This is a genomic window from Proteus sp. CA142267, from assembly GCF_003336825.1.
In the GTDB taxonomy this organism is placed as follows: domain Bacteria; phylum Pseudomonadota; class Gammaproteobacteria; order Enterobacterales; family Enterobacteriaceae; genus Proteus; species Proteus terrae.
Genome location: NZ_QPMG01000004.1, coordinates 52,006 through 71,488 on the forward strand (window position 1 = coordinate 52,006; position 19,483 = coordinate 71,488).

19 protein-coding genes are annotated in these 19,483 nt (G+C 36.1%); 9 read left to right on the plus strand and 10 right to left on the minus strand.

Annotated elements, in window-relative coordinates:
* Window positions 1-230: 230 nt before the first annotated feature.
* Window positions 231-1,214: a zinc transporter ZntB gene (zntB, locus tag C0T34_RS08885; RefSeq protein WP_075672146.1), complete on the minus strand. Its 984-nt coding sequence runs from the start codon at window positions 1,212-1,214 to the stop codon at window positions 231-233.
* Window positions 1,215-1,593: 379 nt separating this feature from the next.
* On the opposite strand from zntB, the gene C0T34_RS08890 reads away from it, so the two are divergent.
* Window positions 1,594-1,935 (plus strand): DUF4377 domain-containing protein, encoded by a 342-nt coding sequence (locus C0T34_RS08890; RefSeq protein ID WP_098943038.1) that lies wholly within the window; start codon window positions 1,594-1,596, stop codon window positions 1,933-1,935.
* 296 nt (window positions 1,936-2,231) lie between these two features.
* Complete coding sequence (locus C0T34_RS08895) at window positions 2,232-2,792, plus strand: Ail/Lom family outer membrane beta-barrel protein (RefSeq protein ID WP_109850033.1); 561 nt, start codon at window positions 2,232-2,234, stop codon at window positions 2,790-2,792.
* A 591-nt stretch (window positions 2,793-3,383) separates the two neighbouring features.
* Here C0T34_RS08895 and C0T34_RS08905 read toward each other — a convergent pair.
* The gene (locus C0T34_RS08905; RefSeq protein ID WP_098943044.1) at window positions 3,384-5,003 is read right to left on the minus strand and encodes a peptide ABC transporter substrate-binding protein; all 1,620 of its coding nucleotides are present in this window, start codon (window positions 5,001-5,003) and stop codon (window positions 3,384-3,386) included.
* Between the two features lie 223 nt (window positions 5,004-5,226).
* Between C0T34_RS08905 and tpx the strand changes: the two genes are divergently transcribed.
* Window positions 5,227-5,730, plus strand: coding sequence for a thiol peroxidase (tpx, locus tag C0T34_RS08910; RefSeq protein WP_098943046.1), 504 nt, complete (start codon window positions 5,227-5,229; stop codon window positions 5,728-5,730).
* An 80-nt stretch (window positions 5,731-5,810) separates the two neighbouring features.
* On the opposite strand, the gene tyrR is transcribed toward tpx, so the two are convergent.
* The 8 genes from tyrR to pspA form a co-directional block, all read right to left on the minus strand.
* Complete coding sequence (gene tyrR / locus C0T34_RS08915; protein ID WP_098943048.1) at window positions 5,811-7,376, minus strand: transcriptional regulator TyrR; 1,566 nt, start codon at window positions 7,374-7,376, stop codon at window positions 5,811-5,813.
* Between the two features lie 153 nt (window positions 7,377-7,529).
* The gene (locus C0T34_RS08920; protein WP_226892297.1) at window positions 7,530-7,949 is read right to left on the minus strand and encodes a hypothetical protein; all 420 of its coding nucleotides are present in this window, start codon (window positions 7,947-7,949) and stop codon (window positions 7,530-7,532) included.
* 537 nt (window positions 7,950-8,486) lie between these two features.
* The gene (locus C0T34_RS08925; protein ID WP_109850035.1) at window positions 8,487-9,530 is read right to left on the minus strand and encodes a YcjF family protein; all 1,044 of its coding nucleotides are present in this window, start codon (window positions 9,528-9,530) and stop codon (window positions 8,487-8,489) included.
* Window positions 9,527-10,921, minus strand: coding sequence for a YcjX family protein (locus tag C0T34_RS08930; RefSeq protein ID WP_088495733.1), 1,395 nt, complete (start codon window positions 10,919-10,921; stop codon window positions 9,527-9,529). The genes C0T34_RS08925 and C0T34_RS08930 overlap by 4 nt, the downstream gene beginning before the upstream one ends.
* A complete protein-coding gene (locus tag C0T34_RS08935; RefSeq protein ID WP_223672449.1) occupies window positions 10,902-11,156 on the minus strand; it encodes a peptide permease in 255 nt (84 codons plus the stop codon). Before C0T34_RS08935 ends, C0T34_RS08930 begins: the two co-directional genes overlap by 20 nt.
* Before the next feature lie 118 nt (window positions 11,157-11,274).
* Entirely contained in the window at window positions 11,275-11,631 is a 357-nt protein-coding gene (gene pspC / locus C0T34_RS08940; RefSeq protein ID WP_098943052.1) for an envelope stress response membrane protein PspC, read from the minus strand.
* A complete protein-coding gene (pspB, locus tag C0T34_RS08945; protein ID WP_069369279.1) occupies window positions 11,631-11,861 on the minus strand; it encodes an envelope stress response membrane protein PspB in 231 nt (76 codons plus the stop codon). The genes pspC and pspB overlap by 1 nt, the downstream gene beginning before the upstream one ends.
* A 36-nt stretch (window positions 11,862-11,897) precedes the next feature.
* Window positions 11,898-12,566, minus strand: a complete 669-nt coding sequence (pspA, locus tag C0T34_RS08950; protein WP_072062534.1) for a phage shock protein PspA — start codon at window positions 12,564-12,566, stop codon at window positions 11,898-11,900.
* Window positions 12,567-12,780: 214 nt separating this feature from the next.
* Between pspA and pspF the strand changes: the two genes are divergently transcribed.
* From pspF to sapF, 6 genes are all read left to right on the plus strand, one after another.
* Complete coding sequence (gene pspF, locus C0T34_RS08955) at window positions 12,781-13,776, plus strand: phage shock protein operon transcriptional activator (RefSeq protein ID WP_098943054.1); 996 nt, start codon at window positions 12,781-12,783, stop codon at window positions 13,774-13,776.
* A 290-nt stretch (window positions 13,777-14,066) separates the two neighbouring features.
* Window positions 14,067-15,752 carry an ABC transporter substrate-binding protein SapA gene (sapA, locus tag C0T34_RS08965; RefSeq protein ID WP_098943056.1) on the plus strand — a complete coding sequence of 562 codons (1,686 nt, stop codon included), beginning with the start codon at window positions 14,067-14,069 and terminating at the stop codon, window positions 15,750-15,752.
* Between the two features lie 3 nt (window positions 15,753-15,755).
* Window positions 15,756-16,721, plus strand: coding sequence for a putrescine export ABC transporter permease SapB (gene sapB / locus C0T34_RS08970; protein ID WP_098943058.1), 966 nt, complete (start codon window positions 15,756-15,758; stop codon window positions 16,719-16,721).
* The gene (gene sapC, locus C0T34_RS08975) at window positions 16,708-17,601 is read left to right on the plus strand and encodes a putrescine export ABC transporter permease SapC (RefSeq protein ID WP_098943060.1); all 894 of its coding nucleotides are present in this window, start codon (window positions 16,708-16,710) and stop codon (window positions 17,599-17,601) included. Before sapB ends, sapC begins: the two co-directional genes overlap by 14 nt.
* Entirely contained in the window at window positions 17,601-18,602 is a 1,002-nt protein-coding gene (gene sapD / locus C0T34_RS08980) for a putrescine export ABC transporter ATP-binding protein SapD (RefSeq protein WP_098943062.1), read from the plus strand. Before sapC ends, sapD begins: the two co-directional genes overlap by 1 nt.
* Window positions 18,592-19,401 carry a putrescine export ABC transporter ATP-binding protein SapF gene (gene sapF / locus C0T34_RS08985; protein WP_098943064.1) on the plus strand — a complete coding sequence of 270 codons (810 nt, stop codon included), beginning with the start codon at window positions 18,592-18,594 and terminating at the stop codon, window positions 19,399-19,401. The genes sapD and sapF overlap by 11 nt, the downstream gene beginning before the upstream one ends.
* Window positions 19,402-19,483 lie beyond the last annotated feature (82 nt).

Here is a 19,483-nt window from a genome sequence, read left to right on the forward strand (position 1 = left end):
AAAAAAACCGATGTTAATAAACATCGGTGTAATAATGGTCAATTATTCTGTATTAAGAACTCAATATGAGAAAAACTACAATTATGGAGCACAACGTTCATCGCTCAACGTTGTATTCACCTGCGAGAGTTATAATGCCAGATGTTCTATTTTAAAAAATTGATATATCTCAAACAGGGTTAGAGAATTCTTTTTTAAATCCATTTAGTTACGATTAATTTGCTGAAAATTTACAACCATCTACTACGCTTTAACCACCAAGTAACAATCACAATCAAAACAAAGAGGGATAAACAAAAGATGGTAAAACCATACGGAAACTCATTTCCGGGTATTCCGCCTAAATTGACACCAAATAACCCTGTTAGAAATGTTGTTGGTAAAAATAACATCGCCATTAGTGACATAGTATAAGTACGTCTATTCATCGCATCAGCCATCATTGATGTTATTTCATCAGCAATCACAGCGGTACGAGAAATACTACTATCCAAATCCTCTAAACGCCGAGAAAGCCTTTCTGAGATTTCTAACATCGTAACTCTATCGCTATCACTCATCCACGGCAATTTTTCAATAGAGAGTCTTGAGAATACATCTCGCTGAGGCGCCATATAACGACGTAAAACTATTAACTGCTTTCTTAATAATGCGAGTTCACCTCTTGCCGGTATTTGTTGGTCAAGGATCATATCTTCCAATTCAATTAATTGGTCATGCAAAGTCTCAACAAATTCACCTATTTCATCAGTCACAGCATCAGCCATCGTAATAAGCCAATCGCCACTATTTTCAGGTCCATTACCTAATTCTAAAGTATGAATAACAGAATCTACAGAATTAACTCGGCGGTGACGACTTGAAACGATTGTTTGACTGTTAATGTAAATTCTAAAAGCAACAAGCTCATCAGGTCGATCATTAGGATTATTATTAATTGTTTGCAGATTGATAACGATACCTTCACCAATGCGTTGTGCTTTTGGTCTGACATTCTCTGCAAGCAATATATCTTTAGCAATAGGTGGAAGTAATTCTGTCTCTTGTATCCATTGAGCACTTTGTGGTTTACGGTAATCTAAGTGCACCCAGTATGGGTTTTCATTTGTTGCAACAGTCTCTGCTGTGATTTCTGTTGCCCCGCCATGCCCATTAAGTTGTGCTGTGTAAATAGCATCTGAATCCTGTATAACAGAGTCATTAATTGTTTTCACTTAGCTTCCTCCATAACTTTTGCTTTTTAAAGGTAATACTTGAACTCAATGCCCAATTATCAAATCTGATTGATTTACCTTCATTTTATAACGCTATGTTTTGAGCTATTATTCTATACTTTTTTCTAGTTATCTGTATATCAACGCTATTTTTGTTTAATTTATCTGAAAATTCTATTTATCTTCATCACTTTAGGATTATTACACTAAATTAAATACTGATAGTTACGTTAGGATATTAATACTTAGAATAACAGCAGGTAACTTATTTTATTTTTAGGAAAAAAATTACCTGCTGTAATTTATAATAATTATCTATCTGGTGTATACTAAATATTATTTAATACATTTATTGCACCCTAAAAATAAGGTCATCAATATGAAAAAATTTATCGCTATTCCTTTATTTTTGCTTTTAGCTGGATGCAATGATGCAACTTCAACTAAAAGTGCAAATACAACACCAACTACGGGAACAACAAAAACGCTTCTAGTAGATTCACAACTGTATGATTGTGTTGGTGTCGCACCAATGAAGTGTATGAAGGTGAAAGAGTTACCTTCTGGCGAATGGTCTCTGTTCTATCAAAATATTGATGGTTTTGAATATAAAGCAGGCACTGAATACACATTAAAAGTTAATGTTACAGATATTCCTAACCCTCCAGCAGATGCATCAAGTGTGAAATATACTCTGATTGAAGTTGTAGATAAGAAATAGAACGTCACACCAAAATCTAGCTCACAATAGGTATTAAAACTTATTGTGAGTATTTTCACCTATTACGCTCAATTTCCACTCCCTTTTATTTAAATAATGACGTCTCATTACACCATCATTTAAAATAATTAATACAATTTATATTAATTATTAGCTATTTATAATAGTTTTATTTTTATTGGGTTTAAAAATAAGCACACAAACTTTTTTTAAGAGTAATTTCAATTAATTAATATTGAAATCAACATTTATTTTACTAAAAATAGCGTTCTACACATCAACATAGAAACCCTAAAATGAATAAATTAGTCCTTATTTTAATTAGCTTTGCTTTATCGTATTCTTCTACATTACATGCCTATGATAAAATACATACGCTCTCTGCTGGTTATATTTACGGCAAAATAAAAGGCGACACCGCAAAAGGAGAGATAATCAGTTATCGATATGAAACAGAAAATACTTGGGGGATATTAATTTCTCTACTGCGTTTAAATACAAATCATAAAGAATATTTTATTGATCCTCGATTTACCACACCATCAACAATAAAGTACCGAACCAAAACCACAGGCTTATTAATCGGCCCAACTTATAGGATAACACCTGAAATTTCTGTTTATGCTCAAATGGGTCCTAATAAATTAAAATATCAGGAAGACAAACATCACTCTAAAATAAATACAATAGATTCTCATATTGTAAACACAACAAGTGTAATTGGTCAAATTGGCATCGATTATAATCCTATTAAGGATATCTCGTTTAGCTTGGGCTATCTTTACTCTGATACCACAGCAAATAAGCGGCATTTTGAATTAAGTGTTTTACAATTATCTCTAGGATTCCGTTTTTAGACGACTTTCTAATAATTATTGATAACCTGTAACTTTATTTAATAATAAAGAAAAACGAATAGATAAATCCACTTTAATTTGCTCAAATACCATGATAAATACATTAGATTTTATTACAATTAAGTGTTTATATCCATAAATAAAACAAGACATAATATTTAACATCAAGCACATTGCACAATTAGTCAAAACAATACCATAAAAATGTATTAACATACTCTTGCAATGTTTATTCCTTTTGAGTCTCCTTCTGTTTTTATAACAGAGGGATTTTTTTTGTTATAAATATTTTATTAATCACTGTAACAGTTAGATACAATAAAAAACGTGCAAAGAAAGCATTAAAAATATAATTTATATCCAGACGATAAGTCACCCTGCTTTATTTTGCTACGCCCCTTTTTTAAAGGGGTTCTTTTTTATTGATACTCTCTACTATTTTCTCACACTTCTTTAATTTTCTTATTATTGATATATACCATCATATAAATCACAACTTCTTTACATTCTATTTGTACATGAAATAAAAAAATGCCCCAAAATAGATATTAACTTTGAGGCATAATATAAGCTTTTAATTTAGTTTCTATGTTAGTGCTTCAGAATATAGAGCGTATGGCTATATGCAACATCTTCTGGATTCTTAATTGGATAACCTTTTAGCCATGGCTTTATTAATCGCCCATTTGTATATTGATAAATAGGTGCTATTGGTGCATCTTCAGCAATTATTTGTTCAGCACGGTTATACAAACTATTTCGCTCATTTATATCAATAGCCATACCAGATAAGGTTAATACTTCATCATATTGCTTATTCTGATATTTAGAGATATTACCGGTATGTTTAGAACCTAATAAGCTTAAAAAAGTAGAAGGCTCATTATAGTCACCAACCCATGATGCCCTTATAACATCAAAATCCCCCGAATTTCGGCTATCAATATATGTTTTCCATTCCTGATTACGTAATTCAACTTTCACTCCTAATTTTTTCTTCCACATAGAAGCAACTGCAATAGCAATTTTCTGATGATTCTCTGAATTATTGTATAACAATGAGAGTGTTAATGGATTATGAGGGCCATATCCAGCAGCCGCTAACAAGATCTTAGCCTGACTGTCTAATTCATCTTGATTGTATTCATCATAAATTGTAGGTTCTGGGGTAAAGCCAGCCGTTACATCAGGTGTGAAACGGTTTGCTGATTTCTCCCCTGTTCCTAATACTTTATCAGTGATAATTTTTCTATCTATCGCCATCGCTAACGCTTTACGTACACGAATATCTTTTGTTGGCCCTGATTGAGTATTAAAAGCATAATAATAAGTTCCTAACTGGTCAGGAATATAAACCTCATTAGGAATATCTTTCATTAATTTATGATATAAATTTTTCGGGAACGACTCTGTAATATCAATATCACCAGCTAAATAACGTTTAGTCGCATGTGATTCATGATTAATAGGCACAAAAGTGACTTTAGTTAATACTGTATTTTTATGATCCCAATAATAAGGATTTGGCGTTAATACAATCTTCTCATTAACGACTCTGTCTTTTAAAACAAAAGCCCCATTTCCGACTAAATTGCCAACTTTAACCCACTCGGCACCATATTTTTCAATACTATGACGAGGTACAGGATATAACGAAAAATTAGTCGTCAAATTTGGAAAATAAGAAACTGGTCGTTCTAACGTGACTTTTAGTGTTTTTTCATCAATCGCTTCTACACCTAATGATGTTGGTTTTAATTCTCCATCAATAATTTTTTGTGCATTTTCAATCGATGCGAGTGAGGCATACCATGCAAAAGGTGAAAGATTTTTAGGATCAACCAACCTTTGCCAACTATAGACAAAATCTGTTGCTGTTACTTTTTCACCATTGGACCATTTTGCATTATCACGTAAAGTGAAGATCCACACGCGATTATCTTCTGTGCGCCAACTCTGAGCAACTCCCGGAATGGGTCGTCCATACTCATCTTCTATCGTCAACCCTTCAAACAAATCACGTTGCACTTGAGCTTCTGTTAACCCTACTGCATTAATAGGATCAAGTGATGCAGGCTCATCTTTCAAATGTCGGACCACTTCTTGCTTTTTATCGAGTATCGTTCCTACGGGGACTACTGCCGCATTTACCTGCGATGTGAGCAATCCTTGAACGACAAGTGCACATGAGATGACGAATATTTTGCGCATGTCTGTTTCGTCCTGTAATCTGTATGAGAATGAACAGCACAATTATAAGAGCCTGATAAAAAGGCACAATCACTGATTACAAATATTTTATAAATTTTTATGTTTTTAGTGATGACTATGCCAATAGTGGCAAATTTTAATAATGGTTAAGCATTAACGAGAATTATCGTTAATAATGAGTATTAATAACAGTTAGTCTGACAACTAATAAAGGAGAACAACAATGGCACATCAAGTTACTTTACAAGGAAATGCAGTGGCACTAGCGGGTAAATTCCCGGCATTAGGCCAAAAAGCTGTGGATTTCTCTCTTGTTGGTAAAGATCTTAATGATGTTTCTTTAGCGAATTTTGCAGGTAAACGTAAAGTTCTAAACATTTTCCCAAGTGTAGATACTGGTGTTTGTGCTGCAAGTGTTCGCCAATTTAATAAAGTTGCAAATGAATTAAATAACACCGTTGTTTTATGTATTTCAGCTGATTTACCTTTTGCTCAAGCGCGTTTTTGTGGCGCAGAAGGCTTAGACAACGTTGTGACATTATCTACAATGCGTGGTGCTGAATTCAAAGAAAACTACGGCGTTGCAATTGCATCGGGCCCATTAGCTGGCTTAACGAGCCGTGCAGTAATTGTTTTAGATGAAAATAACACTGTTATCTACACCCAGTTGGTTGATGAAATCACAACTGAACCAAATTATGATGATGCATTAAACGCATTGAAATAATACTGATAAAAAAATAGACGGGCATTATGCTCGTCTATTTTTATCATGCACACAATCTTACTACTCATCTTACTACTCAATTAATCTTCAGACTTATCACTCTTTTTACTTGTAAGATTATATTCTCTTAGCTTATTCGCAATAGCAGTATGAGAAATGCCTAAGCGTTTTGCTAATTTACGTGTACTTGGGTAATCACGGTATAAACGCGTTAAAATAGAAGCTTCAAAGCGTTTTGTCATTTCATCTAACGAGCCTTCTAATAAGTTCTCATCAAATAATGTTTCATCCGTATGCTCAGGTAACGTAATATCTTGAACACGCAATGTATTTCCGACTAACTGTGCCATTGCTTGGTAAACAATATTCCGTAATTGACGAATATTACCCGGCCAAGAATATTGCATTAAATAATTTGAGAAATCGGTAGAAATAGATGGTACTCCCATCTTTTGTTCTTGGCAGTACTGATTAATAAAATGAGTTGCCAACGGAATTATATCGTCCTTTCTTTCTCTTAATGGCGGTAATGTTAGTGTTAATACGTTCAAACGGTAATAGAGATCTTCTCGAAACAATCCCTTTTGTACTAATTCCCATAAGTTTTTCTGAGTAGCACAAATAATACGCACATCGACATTAACTTCTTCTTCTTCGCCCACTCTGCGGAACGTTCCGTCATTTAAAAAGCGTAGAAGTTTGATCTGCATTTGCGGTGACATTTCACCGATTTCATCAAGTAAAACAGTGCCACCATTAGCTTGCTCAAAAAAGCCCTTTTTTCCTTCAATAGCATTAGGATAAGCACCTGCTGCATAGCCAAATAACTCACTTTCAACAACATCATCGGGCATTGACGCACAATTTAAGCCAAGAAATGGATACCTTAAACGGTTACTTAGTAAATGGCAGGCTTTTGCCAATAAATCCTTTCCTGTACCTGTTTCACCCACTAATAACAATGGATCATTCATTATTGCCATTTTCTTTGCACGAATAATAAGCTGCTTCATTTTAGGTGTTACGGCAATAATTTGGTCAAAACCACTTTGATCATTAGCCACTAATTTAGGATGATCATAAATAATTTCATGATATTTCAGTAAAACAAAAGCTCCAACACAATGATTATATTGGTTATCATCCGTAAGTTTAATTGGGACTATTTCCATTTCAAAATTCTGTTTTTTCACAGTAATAGGCACCATTTGGATAAAGTGCTCTTTTTGTTCTAAAAAACGATGAATATTAAAATTTGGAATAAATTGATTAAATGTTTTCTCAGAATGGTCATCTGGAGATAAACCAAAAAGCAGTCTTGTTGCAGGGTTGAGTAACTTGACCTTGCCTTTGGTATCAATAGAAAAAACAGGAACAGGAACAGATTCTAATAATGTCCAAATTGCACGATGTTCTTGCTCTGATGGCATAAATGCAACAGTACGCACATCAATAACACCATTTATTCGACGTATTTCCGCCATCAACGGTTGAAAAATATCAAAATCAATCTGTGAAAAATTCAGGTAAATAAGACCTATTGGGAATATTTCAATTCCACGCAAATCAATATTTTTTAATACCAGCAGATCTAATAATTCACGGGTTAACCCGATGCGATCTTCACAAGTGACCTCTAAACGCATTATAAACCTTCTTAATACTGAGTGACCCTGAACTAATTCTAGATATTATACATAAATATCAACGAAATAAAGAGGCTTGTCAGCAAAGGTTGACACCACTAGCATTTATTTTTACACAACTAAATTAATCTCCTGATTTTTAACCAAGATTATTTATGCTTTAAAAAAGCCGAATAACGAAAATGAAGAGGGTTTTATTATTTTTTTTAGTTCAAAATCGATAAGATATTCGACATCCTTTACCAAAGGGCTCAATTCTCGACGGATCACTTTTTTGATAGTTTTACATCCATTATCAAAACAAAAAAGGAGATAATCTAATGCAGTTATTGCCTTTTCTTTCTTATCCGACTCAGTCAGATATTCAAAAAATTGGGATGCCTCTTTTATTTGAAATAACTTAGGTTGCTTTTGGTATTGTCTCTTTTTAATCTCGCTAATCGTCTCACTAAGAATAGGAATTAAAATGCTGAGTTGGTTATCGATATTTGAGACATTAAATGCCGAACTCAAATAGAGTTGACGCCTTTGTTTAGAAAGTTTTTTTATTACTGACATGTGTATTTCTTTCATATTTTAACCTATTTAGAAGGATTGTTTATTAACCACTTTTCTATTTTTTATAAATAAAAAAACTCTCTATTTATTTAATAGCAAGTCGCTTACAAATTAGACATTTGAAAATATATTGAGAAAATGGTTCTGTGGTACGTTTTTGCGGTGATATTTAACGCTATTTATCATACTAAACTCAATACTATTTTCTTTCAAAAAAGGAATATTATGATTAAAATTACAAATATTTCACTGCATGAGCATATATTAACCTTTAAATACAATTAGTTATAAATCTTCTTTTCTTCATGAGAACTTACTCTTCTTAAAATTTTTTATCACGATAGTTTCTTATTAAAACAATAACCTCATTACCAATAAAATAATAAAAATACTTTATGTTATTTAATGCCTTATTTTAAAATAATATCTTATTACTTCCTTTATTATGGTTATTTTATATAAACAATATTTTTTGCCAATTCTTATACAAAAAAACCGCAGAAAGGCTTCTACGGTTTTTATTTAAAATGGCTGGAAGGTGAAAATAATAATTTATTCCTTTTTCTTGCCACTAATTGTAGTTTTTAATTTTCCTATTAGCTCTTTTCTAAAATCGCCTAACTTAGGTTTATTATCATCAATCCACGGTAAAGGACGGCATAGTTCCATTGCTTTTATTCCTAAGCGTGCCGTTAGTAAACCGGCTCCAATACCTTGAGCTGCTCTTGTTGATAATCGAGCCGCAAGATCTTGTGAAAGCCAGTCCATCCCAACTTCTCTAACCAGTTCTGTCGCACCCGCAAATGCAATATTAACCAGAACAAGACGAAAGAGTTTTAAACGACTATAGTAGCCTAATTCGATACCGTAAATCTCCGCTATGCGATTAATTAAACGAATATTACGCCAACCAATAAAGGCCATATCAACCATCGCCAGCGGACTAACCGCGATCATTAAGGTTGATTCAGCGGCAGAACGGCTAATTTCGGCTCTTGCTTGTTTATCTAAAATAGGTTGAACAAGTTGGCTATAAAGTTCTAATACCTCTTTATCATTATGTGTGTCATGTAATGCACTTTGCCAACGAATTAATGCTGGATGTTGAGGGCCAATACCCGCTTGTTTAGCGAGTTTTTCGCAAAATGGTCGTCCGTTTCCCATTGCATGGCTATAAAGTAATTCTTTTGCTTTATCTCTTTCATCTGCGCGTTGACGTAAACGATAAATACGACGCCACTCTGTTATAACTGATCCTATTCCAGCAACAACAATTAACCCGCCTGCACTGGCTGCACCCAATGCAATCCAGTCAAAATTTATCCATGAGTCATAAATCCATTGTCCAGTTTGAGCAATAACACTAATCCCTAAAATGGTACTCGCAATCGTTAATAACCGTTTCCAGACACTTTTTTTCGGTTTTAAAATTGATTGAACATCACCTTCTAATTGCCCTTCATTCTCTTCATCTAATTGTGGATCAATAGGTAAAAATTGCTCATTTTCATTAAAGCCAACACCTTTTTTCAAGATAACTTCTTCTTGAAGTATAGGCTCTTTAAAATCAATTCGCGATTTTAATGGCTCATTCATTTTAATTTATCCCCTAACAAAAATTCCATTGCACTATCCATACGAATATGAGGAACCGCACTATCTCGTGATATTTGCTGTGGTCTAAAAGATTCGAAACTAAAACCTTGTTTTTCCCAAAATGCTTTTTCTGGTAATCGCTTAGGAACCTCACCAGGGAAATACACCAAAGGTTTGTTATCGCTCAAACGGAAACCTTTTAATGCTGGAATTTTTTCACCGTGATGATCAACGATCCCACTTTCCGTCGCTGCAATAGAAGCAAGCCCCATGCAATCAATGCTGATCCCTTCAAAAATAGCATTTTGTTTAGCATCTTGAATAAGCTGTTGGAGCAATGACACTAAATTTTCATGTTGATCAACAGTGATATGGTCAGCTTTTGTGGCTGCAAATAAAAGTTTATCGATACAAGGTGAAAATAAGCGCCTAAGTAAGGTTCTTTTTCCATAATGAAAACTGCGCATTAATTGTGTTAATGCTTGGCGCATATCATTAAAAACATCCGCACCCTGGTTTAGAGGTTGTAGGCAATCAACCAAAACAATTTGTCTATCAAATCCTTGGAAATGATCACGATAAAAGCCTTTTACCACATGTTGCCCGTAATATTCATAACGCTGTTTAAGCATGCCAATATTAGTACGTTTATCTGCGTTCTTTAATTTAGCAATATCATATTTTTGTAAATCAGCCCAAGGGAAAAACTGCAAAACAGGTGCTCCCGCTAATTCACCCGGTAATACAAAACGTCCTGGTTGAATAAAATGAAGCCCTTCTTTTTTACATGCTAATAAATAGTCAGTATAAGCAGAGGCAATATCGGCTAATAACGTTTCATCAGCTGGTGCAAAGGGATCACACTTTTTAAGAAGTAATTGCCAATTTTGTTCTGGTGATGTTCTTTGGCGATTGACCTTATTTATTTGCTCTGACCATTCAAAATAGTCTTGTTCGAGCATAGGTAAATCTAATAACCATTCGCCGGGGTAATCAACAATTTCTAAATAAAGTGAAGATGTCTCTTTTATAAAACGTGTTAAAGATTCATTAGAACGATAACGAAGCTGTAAACGAATTTCGCTAACCCCTTTAGTAGGAACAGGCCAACTTGGAGGCGTGTGATAAAGCGATTCCATACCTTCATCATAAGTAAAACGGGGAATATTTAAATTATGTTGAGGAATACGCTTTACACCTAGTAGTTGCTTATTTCGTGCTGCCGAAAATAGCGGTAAACGTGCCCCAGTGTGCACATTAATAAGTTGATTAACTAACGAGGTAATAAATGCTGTTTTACCGCTTCGACTTAATCCCGTTACAGCCAAACGAAGATGTCTATCAACACCGCGATTAATAAAAGCTGTAAGTTCATTTTGTAGGCGTTTCATGTTTCTCCCAAGACACTTGACGCGATAGCTTATTAAAGCCTGCCTTAATAACAGGTTCAGCTATCAATAGAACCAGCCAACGTAGCGGTTTGCTACTTACTCGTTTTAATATACCGCCTGTAATTGCTGCTGGCCCAAATAAAGTGAATAACATTAACCCAAATGTTAACCCTTTTTTGGCTAATTGGGTGAGTTTATTTGTTTTTAAAGAAACGAATACTTGATTGGAATTCACAATACGCTCCTCAATCAAAAATTTTACTCTCTCATAATACAAGCATTGAAAAGACAAACGAATTGAAAGAAAGACGCCCCTAAAATGGAGCGTCTTATCAGATTAAATGGCAAAAATATTACAAGTCTCGAAAGCGTTTATTTAGCTGATAAGTAGAAGAGGTAATGTAACGTTCCATTTGTTGTAAACGTTTTTCACCTTGCATCAATTGATTATCAACTCCGCTTAAAATTTCTTTTAAGCTCTCTTGCTGATTTTCACCTTGCTGGTAATTAGCAGGAGCCGGCTCCATAAAGAAACTTAAGACAAGATAAGCAATAATAGTTAAACCGAAAAAGCCAGCAAACAGCGCAATCACCGCAATAACCCTGACAAGTAAAACAGGAATATTAAAATAATGGGCTAGGCCTGCGCATACGCCACGGATCACGCCCTCTTGTGGCAAGCGATACAATTGTTTGCTCTGCATCGTCATTATGATTGCCTCCAGTTAGGATGTTCTGCATCAAGTATTTGTTCTAATGTCTTAATGCGCTCCTGCATTTGCTGAGCCTTATCCACCAGCGCGCTCAGTCGCTGCATTTCTTGTTGGGTTAGCTGAACATTACCTCCACCTTTCTGACTGTTGTAATGCAACCACAGCCAAATAGGGAGAATAAACAAAATAAAAATGGTCAGTGGTATTCCCAGAAATATATAGCCCATTACATATCCTTTATAAGATGGTTATTACGCTTGCTGTTACTCTTTGTTGATATTGATTTTAGCTTTTAATGCCGCTAATTGCGCGCTAATTTCGTCATCAGCTTTTAATTCAGCAAACTGTTGGTCTAATGATTTCTCTTTACCTAACCCGTAACTTTGAGCTTCACCTTCCATATGATCAATGCGGCGTTCAAACTGCTCAAAACGCGCCATTGCTGCATCCATTTTGCCACTGTCTAATTGACGACGAACTTGGCGAGATGAGTTTGCTGCCTGATGACGCACAACTAAAGACTGCTGTTTTGCACGTGTTTCAGTCAGTTTGTTTTCTAACTCGCTAATTTCGCCTTTTAAACGAGTTAACGTTTCATCAATAATAATGAGTTCGTGTTTCAATGTGTCATTAACTGATGCTACACGTTGTTTTTCGATTAATGCCGCACGCGCTAAATCTTCTTTTTCCTTAATAAGAGCCAACTCTGCTTTATCCTGCCAATCTTTCATCTGTTTTTCAGCTTGTTCGATACGGCGTTCTAACCCTTTCTTTTCAGCTAAAGTACGTGCAGAAGTTGTGCGAATTTCAACTAACATATCTTCCATTTCTTGGATCATTAAGCGGATCATTTTTTCAGGATCTTCCGCTTTATCTAATAAAGAAGCGATGTTGGCATTAATAATATCAGCAAAACGTGAAAATATACCCATGATGTCATCCTTAATAGCTATGCTAATTAGTAACGTTGAATTATTTCAATAATGGCGCACTGTCGTAACGCCTGCATACTTTAGTTAATACAATTTGCGTGCCAACTTTTTGAGTTTACTTAAGCTATTAATAATTAGCGATTTATATTATTCGCCTATTTTTCGAACACCTGATAAACTGGCAAAAAATACCTCAATATAGTGAATTTAACCAATGAATGAGAATTTAGAGACAATAATCGGTGTTGATAGTCAATTTATTGATGTATTAGAACAAACTTCAGCACTTGCTCAATTAAAAAAGCCTGTATTAATTATTGGTGAAAGAGGTACAGGTAAAGAGTTGATCGCTCATCGATTGCACTATCTTGCTCCTTGGTGGCAAGGGCCTTTTATTTCAATCAATTGCTCTGCACTCAATGATAATTTACTTGATTCTGAACTGTTTGGTCATGAAGCTGGTGCTTTTACGGGCGCTAAAAATCGTCATCAAGGCCGTTTTGAGCGTGCTGATGGCGGTTCTCTTTTTCTTGATGAGCTGGCTACAGCGCCTATGCTTGTTCAAGAAAAGCTCTTGCGCGTCATTGAGTATGGCCATTTAGAGCGTGTTGGGGGCAGTCAATCTCTGCATGTTGATGTTAGGCTTATTTGCGCGACAAATGCAGATTTACCCTCAATGGCAGAAGAAGGTAAATTTCGAGCCGATTTACTCGATAGATTGGCGTTTGATGTGATTAGGCTCCCGCCATTAAGAGAGCGACGTACAGATATTATGTTGCTTGCTGAAAATTTCGCTATCTCAATGTGTCAAGAGTTAGGTTTACCCTTCTTTCCTGGTTTTAGTGATAATGCGTGCCAAGTACTTTTAGATTATTCGTGGCCAGGTAATATTCGTGAGCTAAAAAATGTTGTTGAACGTTCAGTTTATCGTCATGGAACCAGTGATAATGTACTCAATAATATTATTATTGATCCCTTTGCTGGACTTCAAACACCAAAAACCCCCATATTAAAAAACTCATCTAAAGAAAATTTTTCAATGCCTTCATTACCGTTGAATTTACGCCAATGGCAAAATGATGTAGAAAAAAAATTAGTTAATGATGCATTAAAAGAGTGTTTATATAACCAGAAAGAGGCGGCTGAAAAATTATCACTAAGCTACGATCAATTTAGAGGGCTAATTAAAAAACATCAAATAGTAACTTAATATATTGATAAATTTAGTTTTTTAATCGTTAGAGGATCTAGGGAACAATAGACAAAAAAAAGCCAGCACCCGAGCTGGCTAGTAAAAAAATACTGGAAGCAATGTGAGCAATGTCGTGCCCTCTGCGGAAAACCTCTTACCGCCGAAGGACAATACGGATGATAATCTTTATCATTAGCATTTGTAAAGCATTTTATTGAGAATTTTTCTCACTTTGTTTTTTGACTATTTGGGGATAGAAAGTTTTTTAAGTTACAATAGCAAAATCGTTTCTCTAAAAGACATTATTTATGCGCCCTATTTTATTTATTGGTACTTTGCTACTCACCTTTACAAGTGCAACTTGTATCGCGAATGTAGCACCCAAAACACAAGCGCCATCTATAACGCTTGAGCCAACTCCAATTAATCAAAATGGCTTTGTTTATTGTGTTGATGGCAGTGTAAATACCTTTAATCCACAATTATCAAGTAGTGGATTAATTATTGATCCTCTAGCTGCACAGCTCTATGACCGTCTTTTAGATGTTGACCCTTACACTTATCGTTTGATCCCTGAAATCGCAGCTCGATGGGAAACATTAGATAACGGCGCGACCTACCGCTTTTATTTACGTAAAAATGTCTCTTTTCAACAAACATCTTGGTTTACACCAACACGAAAACTTACCGCTGATGATGTTATTTTTAGTTTTGAAAGGATGATTAATCCACAAAATCCTTTCAATCAAGTTAATGGCGGTAAATATCCTTATTTTGACAGCTTAAGTTTTGCCAATAATATCAAATCGATAAAAAGACTAGGCCAATACACGGTAGAATTTAGCTTAAAAGAGCCTGACGCTTCTTTTCTATGGCATTTAGCAACACATTACGCCCCTATTCTTTCTGCTGAATACGCCCAGAATTTAGAAAAATCAGGCGATCAATCGCTGCTTGATTGGAAACCAGTAGGAACAGGTCCTTTCTTTTTAGATGAATATCAGCCGGGACAATTTGTTCGTTTGTTTAGAAATAAAGATTACTGGAAAGGCCAACCAAAGATGCAACAGATTGTTATTGATATGGGTGCAGGTGGTACAGGCCGCATATCTAAATTACTCACGGGTGAATGTGATGTTCTAGCCTATCCAGCTGCAAGCCAATTAAAAGTCTTACGTGACGATCCGCGACTAAGATTAACGTTGCGTTCTGGTATGAATATCGCTTATTTAGCCTTTAACACCAGTAAACCACCACTCAATGATCTTAAAGTTCGTCAAGCTATTGCTTATGCCATTAATAATGAACGTTTAATGGAGTCTATTTATTATGGTACGGCTGAAACGGCAGCATCTGTACTTCCTCGTGCATCTTGGGCTTATGATAACCGAGCAAAAATTACAGAGTATAATCCTGAGAAATCGAAACAAATCCTTAAAGAGCTAGGCCTTGATGGACTGAAATTAAATCTTTGGGTACCTAGCGCTTCGCAATCTTATAACCCAAGCCCATTAAAAATGGCTGAACTTATTCAAGCAGACTTAGCGCAAGTTGGTATTCAAATGAATATTCGGCCTATTGAAGGTCGATATCAAGAAACGAGTATGATGGATCGCACCCATGATATGACCCTATCTGGTTGGTCAACTGACAGTAACGATCCCGATAGTTTTTTCCGTCCTCTCTTTAGCTGTGCAGCAATTGGCTCACAAACTAACTTGAGTCATTGGTGTTTACCTAGCTTTGATGAAATTTTGAAAAAAGCGCTTTATAGTCAGCAACTTGCTTCCAGAATGGATTATTATCATGAAGCTCAGGATGTTCTTGCTCAAGAGTTACCGGTGTTACCTTTAGCTAATTCTTTACGTATGCAAGCATATCGTTATGATATTAAAGGATTGGTATTAAGTACTTTTGGTAATGCGTCTTTTGCTGGTGTTTATCGAGAGGCAGAAGTAGACGAACAAAATCACAAGAAAGAGGCTATAAAATAATCCATGATTATTTATTCAATACGTCGATTACTTTTATTACTTGTGACACTGTTCTTTTTGTCGCTAGTGAGCTTTAGTCTGAGCTATTACACGCCCAATGCCCCATTAAGTGGTGCATCACTCACCGATGCCTACTTTTTTTATGCCCATAATATGATCCACTTTGATTTTGGTATTTCCTCTATCAATGGTGAACCTATAAAAGCACAATTAGTGGAAGCACTTCCAGCGACCATGGAGCTTTGTACATTAGCCTTTCTTTTTGCCCTTCTTGTAGGTATTCCTGCTGGTATTATTGCAGGGGTTTGGCGTAATAAATCCGCTGATATTATTATCAGTAACTTCGCGCTCTTAGGTTTTTCTGTCCCTGTATTTGGACTTGCATTGCTGTTAACTCTATTCTTTTCATTGAAATTAGGTTGGCTACCTGTTTCAGGTCGTATTGATTTGCTTTATAACTTGCAACCTATTACCGGCATTGCATTAGTAGATGCATGGTTATCTGATTCGCCTTATCGCCAGCAAATGATCATTAATGTATTACAACATCTAATTTTACCCGTAATAACGCTGGCTATTGCACCAACCACTGAAGTTATTCGATTAATGCGAAACAGCACGGAAGAAATTATGTCAGAAAACTACGTGAAGGCAGCCGCGACTCGAGGTCTCTCACGTTTTACAATTATTCGTCGCCATATTCTTCATAATGCTTTACCCCCTATCATCCCTAAATTAGGCTTACAGTTCTCTACCATGCTTACACTCACTATGGTGACAGAAATTGTATTTAACTGGCCAGGGCTTGGTCGTTGGTTAGTCACAGCAATCCGCCAACAAGATTATTCTGCTATTTCAGCTGGCGTAATGTTGGTGGGTTCAATGGTCATTATCGTCAACGTCTTATCCGATATTGTGGGCGCAATGAGTAACCCAATGAAACACAAGGTGGGATATGCCTTTAGATAGCCAATTTTATAAAGAGAAAAAAACACCCACACCTGCAGCGGTGATTTGGCAATGTTTTTCTAAAGACGTTATCTCAATGGTAGGGTTTTATGGCGTTCTTTTTCTCTTAGCGCTCAGTATTATAGGTCCTTATATTGCGCCTTATGCGCTTGATCAACAGTTTTTTGGTCATCAACTAACACCACCGTCTTGGTATCAAAACGGCAATGTCTCCTATTTTTTTGGTACAGATGATTTAGGACGCGATGTATTTAGCCGAATTTTAATTGGTACAAGCATGACTTTTGGTGGCGCATTTATTGTCACTTTTGCAGCGACACTAATGGGGTTAATTATCGGCTGTTTTGCAGGCATGACCCATGGCTTAAAATCCGCTATTCTTAATCATATATTAGACACTTTGTTATCAATTCCATCCCTGTTGCTTGCTATTATTGTTGTGGCTTTTGTAGGAACAAGTCTTGAACATGCCATGATAGCGATTTGGTTGGCACTGTTACCTCGTTTAGTCAGAATGATTTACTCTGCTGTTAATGATGAATTAAACAAAGAGTATGTGATTGCTTCTCGACTTGATGGTGCATCAAATATTTCCATTTTATGGTACACAGTACTACCTAATATCACGCCTGTATTAGTTTCTGAATTAACACGCGCATTCTCAATTGCTATTCTTGATATTACAGCATTAGGTTTTCTTAATTTAGGTGCTCAACTTCCTTCCCCCGAATGGGGAGCGATGTTAGGCGATTCCTTAGAGTTAATTTATGTTGCTCCTTGGACAGTCTTAATTCCGGGCGCCACTATTATGATAAGCGTTTTACTGGTGAACCTTTTAGGTGATGGTTTACAGCGTGCAATAAATGAGGGAGTTGAATAATGCCTTTATTAGATATACGCAATTTAACCATTGAATTTATGACTCCCGATGGCCCAGTAAAAGCGGTAGATCGTGTTTCTATTACCTTAAATGAAGGTGAAGTGAGAGGCCTTGTTGGCGAATCGGGATCAGGTAAAAGCTTAATTGCAAAGGCGATTTGTGGCGTTACGAAAGATAATATCAGTGTGACAGCCGATCGTTTCCGTTTTGATGATATCGACTTACTTAAATTATCACCAAGAGCACGACGTCGTGTCATTGGCCATAATGTCTCAATGATTTTCCAAGAGCCACAATCTTGTCTTGACCCTGCCACAAAAATTGAGCAGCAGCTCATACAGGCAATTCCCGGCTGGACTTTTAAAGGACATTGGTGGCAACGACTTCATTGGCGAAAACGCCGCGCAATTGAGCTATTGCACCGTGTGGGTATTAAAGATCATAAAGACATTATGCGTAGTTACCCTTATGAATTAACTGAGGGTGAATGCCAAAAAGTGATGATTGCTATTGCTATTGCAAATCAACCTCGATTACTGATTGCGGATGAGCCTACTAACGCAATGGAACCCGCAACACAGACCCAAATCTTTCGCTTACTGACTCGGCTCAATCAAAATAACAATATGACTATTTTGTTGATTAGCCATGATTTGCAATGGATGAGTAAATTGGCGAATAAAATTACGGTTATGTATTGTGGGCAAACGGTCGAAACAGCATCCCCCGACGAGTTGTTAGTAACACCTTATCATCCTTATACTCAAGCGTTGATCCGCTCTATTCCTGACTTTACCAACTCATTGGCACATAAGAGCCGTTTAAATACATTACCCGGTGCAATCCCCTCACTTGAGCATTTGCCTGTGGGTTGCCGTTTAGGGCCTCGTTGCCCTTATGCACAGCGACAATGTATTGAAGCACCTCGGTTACGTTTATTTAAAAACCATGCCGTGGCTTGTCATTTTCCATTAAATGTGGAGCCAACTGATGTTCGATAAACTGCTTGAGGTGAAAAACTTATCAAAGACATTTCGCTATCGTACTGGATTATTTCGGCGTCAACAGTTAGAAGCCGTAAAACCTATAAGTTTTACGCTAGAACCCAAGCAAACTTTAGCCATTATTGGCGCTAATGGTTCAGGAAAATCTACACTCGCGAGAATGCTATCAGGTGTGACTGAGCCTACGGGTGGTGATATCTTTATTAATGGACATCAACTAACTTTTGGTGATTACCCTTATCGTAGTCAGCGAATTAGAATGATATTTCAAGATCCCACTAACTCATTAAACCCACGCCAGCGTATTGGTCAAACATTAGAAATCCCTTTACGCCTGAATACAGACTTAAGTGCGATTGAGCGTGAGAAACGAATTTATCAAACATTACGCCAAGTGGGCCTTTTACCTGAACATGCAAACTATTATCCTCATATGTTTGCATCAGGCCAGCGCCAACGAATTGCGCTTGCACGAGCATTGATATTACAACCTCAAGTTATTATTGCCGATGAAGCTATAGCTTCACTGGATATGTCTTTGCGCTCACAAATTATAAATTTGATGTTAGAACTGCAAGAGACTCATAATATTTCCTATATTTATGTGACACAAAACTTAGGCATGACAAAACATATTAGCGATAAAATTATTGTGATGGATAATGGTGAAGTCGTTGAACGTGGCAATACAGCAGAAGTTCTTGCATCACCATTACATGAAGTCACACGAAGATTAGTCGCTAGTCACTTTGGTGAAGCCTTAACAGCAGAAGCTTGGCGTCAAGATTTAATTTAAGTGTAAACAATATAGGCATAATGTTGATTGCACATTATTTCACCCTTTTCCCTTAACTCCTCGGAGGTGCTAGGGAAATTAA

Bases quoted from the DNA above. Each gene is read 5' to 3' on its own strand.
- C0T34_RS08890 (WP_098943038.1), top strand. From the start codon at position 1,594: ATGAAAAAATTTATCGCTATTCCTTTATTTTTGCTTTTAGCTGGATGC.
- C0T34_RS08895 (WP_109850033.1), top strand. From the start codon at position 2,232: ATGAATAAATTAGTCCTTATTTTAATTAGCTTTGCTTTATCGTATTCT.
- C0T34_RS08905 (WP_098943044.1), bottom strand. From the start codon at position 5,003: ATGCGCAAAATATTCGTCATCTCATGTGCACTTGTCGTTCAAGGATTG.
- tpx (WP_098943046.1), top strand. From the start codon at position 5,227: ATGGCACATCAAGTTACTTTACAAGGAAATGCAGTGGCACTAGCGGGT.
- tyrR (WP_098943048.1), bottom strand. From the start codon at position 7,376: ATGCGTTTAGAGGTCACTTGTGAAGATCGCATCGGGTTAACCCGTGAA.
- C0T34_RS08920 (WP_226892297.1), bottom strand. From the start codon at position 7,949: ATGAAAGAAATACACATGTCAGTAATAAAAAAACTTTCTAAACAAAGG.
- C0T34_RS08925 (WP_109850035.1), bottom strand. From the start codon at position 9,530: ATGAATGAGCCATTAAAATCGCGAATTGATTTTAAAGAGCCTATACTT.
- C0T34_RS08930 (WP_088495733.1), bottom strand. From the start codon at position 10,921: ATGAAACGCCTACAAAATGAACTTACAGCTTTTATTAATCGCGGTGTT.
- pspC (WP_098943052.1), bottom strand. From the start codon at position 11,631: ATGACGATGCAGAGCAAACAATTGTATCGCTTGCCACAAGAGGGCGTG.
- pspB (WP_069369279.1), bottom strand. From the start codon at position 11,861: ATGGGCTATATATTTCTGGGAATACCACTGACCATTTTTATTTTGTTT.
- pspA (WP_072062534.1), bottom strand. From the start codon at position 12,566: ATGGGTATATTTTCACGTTTTGCTGATATTATTAATGCCAACATCGCT.
- pspF (WP_098943054.1), top strand. From the start codon at position 12,781: ATGAATGAGAATTTAGAGACAATAATCGGTGTTGATAGTCAATTTATT.
- sapA (WP_098943056.1), top strand. From the start codon at position 14,067: ATGCGCCCTATTTTATTTATTGGTACTTTGCTACTCACCTTTACAAGT.
- sapB (WP_098943058.1), top strand. From the start codon at position 15,756: ATGATTATTTATTCAATACGTCGATTACTTTTATTACTTGTGACACTG.
- sapC (WP_098943060.1), top strand. From the start codon at position 16,708: ATGCCTTTAGATAGCCAATTTTATAAAGAGAAAAAAACACCCACACCT.
- sapD (WP_098943062.1), top strand. From the start codon at position 17,601: ATGCCTTTATTAGATATACGCAATTTAACCATTGAATTTATGACTCCC.
- sapF (WP_098943064.1), top strand. From the start codon at position 18,592: ATGTTCGATAAACTGCTTGAGGTGAAAAACTTATCAAAGACATTTCGC.